Raw genomic sequence first — 5,595 nt, 5'->3', positions numbered from 1 at the left:
TGGCCTCCGCCGTCAGGGCGCCGAACGACGACGCATGCAGATATGGCCCGTGGTAGCTCTCCGCGAAGCTCTCGACGAAGATCTTCCAGTTGCACTGCAACTCCGCCTTGAAGCGGTACACCTGATGCGGCCCGCCGAAGGGATAGCCCTCGATGCCGTGGGCGAGCTCACCGAGATAGGAGCGCAACGGTTCGCTGTTGTCGGGGTTGAGGTTGATGAAGATGAAGCCTTCCCATACTTCGCACTGAATGGCGGGCACGCGGCAACTGTCGGCGTCGAAGTCGAGCAGTAGGTCCTTGCGGGTGGGCGCATACAGCGAGCCATCCAGGTTGTAACGCCAGCCGTGGAAGCGGCAATAGAGCACCGGCGCGCGGCCCTCGATTTCCTCGAAGGGGTCATCGCTCCACAACATCTTGTTGCCGCGGTGCGGACAGATGTTGTGGAAGGCGCGGATCACGTCGTCCTTGCCGCGCACGATGATGATCGACGTGTTCAGGAACTTCAGTTCGCGCGTGAAGTAGCTGCCGGACCGCGGCACCCGCTCCGCCCGTCCCATGTAGAGCCAGGTCTTCTTGAAGACGTGCTCGCGTTCCTTCTCGTAAAACTCTTCGGAGACGCAGTCGTCCAGCGACACCGGGCCGCGGCCCAGTTCGGGGTACAGATCGGTCCAGTGGCCGCTGTCCGGCTTCGTTACCAGGACGTCTTGGCTCATGAGGCCCCCCTTCAGCTCGGCCTCTAGCTCATATCGGCCGACGGTAACACTTCGCCAAAGCCGCAAATAGGTCGCGAATCGCAACACGCTGTTGCATTATTGGAACACCAGCCATGGAGCAAAACCTGCCGTTCGACCTCGATGCCCTGCTGATATTCAGCAAGGTCGTCGAATGCCGCAGCCTGTCGAAAGCGGCCACGCTGCTCGGCATGCCGAAGTCAACCGTCAGCCGCAAGCTGAGCAAGTTGGAAGCGGACCTCGGCATCAAATTGCTGCGGAAGAACACACATCAGCTGACGGTCACCGATTTGGGCGAGAAGATCTACGGCCACGCTGTCAACATCCTCGCCGAGGCCAACGGGGTGCGCGCATTGGTCGAAGGCAGCAAGCAGGAGCCGCAGGGCGAACTGCGAGTCGCGATACCGGTCTTTGTCGGCATCGACTACGCATCCAGAGTCGGCGCCATGTTCCTGCAGCGTCATCCCCACTCGCGACTGGACATCCGACTCGTGGACGACGTTGTGCACCCGATCAAGGACGGGTTCGACGTCGTCTTCGGCACCGGGCCGCTGCAAGACTCGATGCTGATCGCGCGCAAGGTGTTCAGCCTCGAGATGTTCCTTTGCGCCGCACCGGATTTCATGGGCCAACTGGCGGAGCCGATCACCGCACCCGCCCAGTTGGACACCTTGCCGTTCATCGATTGCGGCTTCTACGGCGGTCCGAGGAAGCTGGTGGTCGCCAAGCAGAAGCGTCGGGTCGAGCTCTCACCGCTGGTGCGGGCCCGCTCCAACAACTTTCAAGTATGCAAGCAGTACATCCTGCACGGCCTCGGCATCGGGGCGATGCCCAATCAGATCATCCTCACCACCGAGCTGGCCGAAGGAAGCATCGTGCCCGTGCTGCCGGACTGGACCCTCGAACGACTCGAGGTGTACATGATCCACCCCTTCCAGCTCTCCTTCTCGACACTGATCAGCGCGTTCTATGAGGCGGCATGCGAAATCATCACAGAGAACACGGCGCGAGCCTGATCACACGGGCCATTTCGCGTCGTGACGAGCGGCTTCGGTGTGGTACACAGAGCTGTGTCCGCACTCAACAGCAATCTTCGTTGAGAGAACCGGCGTGCGTGACGATCGACTGCTGACTCCCGGCCAGACGTGCTGGCGCGTCGAGCGCGCCGACCAGTTCGCTTGCATCATCGACGCGGCCGATTACTTTCAGCACGTCAAGGCGGCGATGCTGCGCGCCCAACACCGAATCATGCTGATCGGCTGGGATTTCGACGCCAGGACCACATTCGAGCGAGGCGTCAAAACGCTTCCCGGCCCCAACCAGCTCGGCGCCTTCCTGTACTGGATGCTGTGGAAGCGGCCGAATCTGCACGTGTACCTGTTGAAATCCAATCTGCGCCTGCTACCTGCCTTCGATGGCATCTGGTTCGGGCTGACCCCGGTGTCGCTGCTGAACCAATTCAGCAGCAGGCGAATTCATTTCGCCATCGACGGTGTCCACCCGATCGGCTCGGTCCATCATCAGAAGATCGTGGTCGTAGACGACGCCGTGGCTTTCTGCGGCGGCATGGACCTCACCGTCGATCGTTGGGACACCCCGGCGCACAAGGATGACAGTCGTCGCCGCCGGACGCTGGGACGCGCCTACGGGCCGCGGCACGACGTTACGGTGGCGGTCGACGGCGCGGCCGCGCGCGCACTCGGCGAGCTGGCCCTGGCCCGGTGGCAGACCGCGACGGGCGGCTCGCCGGAGCCGGTTGCGGCGAGGCACGTCGCATGGCCCGCAGGACTTCAGCCGAGCCTGTGCGACGTCGACGTCGGAATCGCGCGTACTCTGCCGGAGCTGGACAGTCGGCCCGAGGTTCGCGAGGTGGAGGCGCTCAACCTCGCGGCTGTAGCGGCGGCGCGCCACACCATCTATCTCGAGAACCAATATCTGGCATCCCGCCGCATGGTCGAGGCGCTGGCGGATCGACTCAAGGACAGCGACGGTCCCGAGATCGTGATCGTCATTGCCCGCAAAGGCAACAACCCCCTGGAGCGCGGGACGATGGACAGCGCGCGACACCGGCTTATCCGAGTGCTGTGGAAAGCGGACGAGCATGACCGCTTGGGCATCTACTGGCCGGCGACCGTGGGCGGCACGTCGATCTACGTCCACTCGAAGGTATTGGTGATCGACGACCGGCTGCTGCGCGTCGGCTCATCGAATCTCAACAACCGGTCCATGGGATTCGACAGCGAGTGCGATGCGGCGATCGAGGCACACCCCGACAGTCCCGACAACGATCCTGTGCGCAACCAAATCACCTCCTTACGAGATCAACTGGTGGCCGAACATCTGGGTACCTCTGTCGGCGACTTCCAAGAGGCGCTGCGTCGGTGCCGGTCGTTGCGCACCGCGGTCGAGGAACTTCGGGGCCACGGCAAGACGTTGCGGCCATTCACCGAGAGCACCGTGGCCGACGAGTCGGGCCCGCTTGCGGAGAACGACCTGATGGACCCCGACCACGTCCCGCGGTCTCTGACCCGCAGTGTGCAACGGTTCATAACCGGACTGCGGGGATGAGACCGCGTCGGCTTTGTAAGAATGGTCGCCATGTCGCGATCATTCGAGGTGGTGACCGAGTCGCCCGCCAGCGTTGAACAGATTCACGCTGCATATTGCCAGGAGGGTTACTGGCAGGCCCGCGTCGATGCCGGGTCCGCAGTCGCCACCACGCTGGACACGCTGATCATCGACCCCGACGGCGCGGTGACGGTGGGCGTTACGCAGCACATCGGTCGCCAGCTACTCAAGGGGCCGTTTGCCAAGTTTCTTCCCGGCGACGTGAAACTCGTGCACAACGAGACGTGGAAACCGGACGCTGACGGTCAGGTATCCGGGCGGATCAGCATCTCAGCCGGCATTCTGGGATCGGGCCATGCGGACAATTGGCTGGCGCCGACGGACAGTGGCTCGCGACTGCGTTCCGCCGGAAAAGTGGAGGTCAAGATCCCTCTGGTCGGTGGCAAGCTCGAGAAGCACATCAAAGCCGGTTTGGCCGAAAGCATCTCGGAGATAATGGTTTTCACGACCGCCTGGATCGACGAAAACCGCTGACCACCGCGGGTGCTAGCCGGCGCCCTTGCCGTTGTCGACCCGGTAGACGGCGCCATGAACGGCGGCCGCCGCATCGCTGGCCAGGAACGCGATCACGTTCGCGACATCGAGGGGTTGCATCATCCCGCGCGGTGAGGCCGTACGCATAATCAGGTCGTAATTCGGGTCGTCCGGGGCGCTGAACTGCTCCAATTGGGGCGTCAGCATGCCGCCCGGGCATACCGCATTGACCCGCAGACGATCCGCGGTGTACTCCACCGCCAGGGCGCGGGTGAGCCCGATGAGCCCGTGCTTGGCAGCGCAGTAGCCGGCCGAGTAGGCCTGACCTTCGACGCCGGCGATGGAGCTGACGTTGACGATGTTGCCGCCTCGTTCCAGCAGCTGCGGCAGCGCCGCCCTGCATAGGTAGAACGGCCCGCTGAGGTTCACCGCCAGGTCGTTCGCCCACTCGTCGACACTCATCGATTCGGTACGGCGCATCTGATGCTTGCCGGCGATGTTGACCAGGACGTCCAGCCCGCCGAACTCCCGGACGCACTGGTCGACCGCGTCCGCGCAGGCCTGCGGGGACGCAATGTCCACCGATGCGTACGAGCCGCTCTTCACGTCGGCGAACACGTCGGCCAAGCGTCCGGTATCCCGTCCGATGCCGAACACCGTCGCACCCTGGCGGGAAAACAGCTTGGCCGTTTCGGCGCCCAGGCCCGAGGACGCGCCAGTCACCAGTGTGACCTTGCCGCTCAGTGCTGACATCAGGTTCCCGTCAGTAGGATCGCATTCGCGCAAGGCTACCGCGCAGAAGTGCAACGGGCGCAACGAATCTGAGCCCCAACACGCCCAGGGGGTCGGGCAGTACCCGCTCGGCCGCAAAGCCTCGCCGGATGCGGCGCGCGGTCAGCAGGACGAGCAGGTTAACGGCCAGCCTTCCCAGTGCGATTCGACTCGTCCGCCTTTTCCAGGTCAACGGCGTCGAACCCGCGCGCCGCCCGAGCCAGTAGCCGAGGCACAGCGCCATCACCAGCGCGCACATCATCGCGAGGGGTGCCATAAGGATTGAGCTTCCAACGTCGCGGTCGCGGAACGATCACGCGGGAGAAACATGTCGGCCAATTCAGGTTTCGCGCATAGGTCGACTGCAAACGCCCACACCCGCGTGCGACAGTTCAGCGGTGAGCAGAGCTGTCGCCGTGATCGGGGCCGGACCCGGCGGGCTGGTCGCAGCGCGCTGGCTGCTCTCGCAGGGTTTCTGAGCGACGACATCCGAGCCGTCGTCGACCTCGACGCCGTGCATCTGGACGCCGACCGCTACACGTTCCACCCCGATCTCCCGGGTCTGGCCTTCGTCGGCATGTGGGACCAGTCGGGCGGATACTTTGTGCCATTGGAACTTCAGGCCAGGTGGATCGCGTACACATGGGGCGGCGCCATCCCTGCGCCTGACGAAACCATCCAGCGGCTGGCCGTCGGCGCCTATCGGTCACAGCGCGGGATGTCCCAGAAGACTCGGATGAACCTCGTGGCCCTGACCTTCGCGCGAGCCGCCGGTGTCGAACCGGATTTGCGCAATTGGCCGCACATCCGCCGCGCACTGCTGTTCGGTCCGCTTGCGCCGAGCTGTTTTCGACTCGAGGGCCCAGATGCGTTGCCTGATGCGGCGATTCGGTTCGAGCGTGCCGCCGCCGCTTTCGGTGCGATCACGTCCAACGAGCTGACGAAACGCGAAAGCAGGTACTGGTCACTCGTGGAAGCCGGTCTATCCGGTT

At 63.9% G+C, this 5,595-nt stretch carries 6 protein-coding genes and 1 pseudogene; 4 read left to right on the top strand and 3 right to left on the bottom strand.

Annotation, left to right across the window (positions count from 1 at the left end):
* The coding region (locus JOZ00_RS07920; RefSeq protein WP_293342106.1) for an aromatic ring-hydroxylating dioxygenase subunit alpha at positions 1-712 on the bottom strand (712 nt) is incomplete at its 3' end.
* A gap of 113 nt (positions 713-825) precedes the next feature.
* Here JOZ00_RS07920 and JOZ00_RS07915 point away from each other — a divergent pair.
* The 3 genes from JOZ00_RS07915 (at position 826) to JOZ00_RS07905 (ending at position 3,832) form a co-directional block, all read left to right on the top strand.
* A complete protein-coding gene (locus tag JOZ00_RS07915; protein ID WP_293342104.1) occupies positions 826-1,746 on the top strand; it encodes a LysR family transcriptional regulator in 921 nt (306 codons plus the stop codon).
* Between the two features lie 94 nt (positions 1,747-1,840).
* Positions 1,841-3,298, top strand: coding sequence for a phospholipase D-like domain-containing protein (locus tag JOZ00_RS07910; protein WP_293342101.1), 1,458 nt, complete (start codon positions 1,841-1,843; stop codon positions 3,296-3,298).
* 30 nt (positions 3,299-3,328) lie between these two features.
* A complete protein-coding gene (locus JOZ00_RS07905; RefSeq protein WP_293342098.1) occupies positions 3,329-3,832 on the top strand; it encodes a DUF2505 domain-containing protein in 504 nt (167 codons plus the stop codon).
* 12 nt (positions 3,833-3,844) lie between these two features.
* Here the strand turns inward: JOZ00_RS07905 and JOZ00_RS07900 are convergent, their stop codons facing one another.
* Entirely contained in the window at positions 3,845-4,585 is a 741-nt protein-coding gene (locus JOZ00_RS07900) for an SDR family oxidoreductase (RefSeq protein WP_293342095.1), read from the bottom strand.
* Between the two features lie 10 nt (positions 4,586-4,595).
* Entirely contained in the window at positions 4,596-4,880 is a 285-nt protein-coding gene (locus JOZ00_RS07895; protein ID WP_293342092.1) for a hypothetical protein, read from the bottom strand.
* Between the two features lie 105 nt (positions 4,881-4,985).
* Here JOZ00_RS07895 and JOZ00_RS07890 point away from each other — a divergent pair.
* A pseudogene (locus JOZ00_RS07890) lies at positions 4,986-5,595 on the top strand (hypothetical protein); the annotation flags it as partial.

Source organism: Mycobacterium sp. (genome assembly GCF_019243155.1).
Taxonomy (GTDB): Bacteria; Actinomycetota; Actinomycetes; order Mycobacteriales; family Mycobacteriaceae; genus Mycobacterium.
Note: the sequence above shows the minus strand (reverse complement) of the source record. Positions and strands in the feature narration are given on the sequence as shown.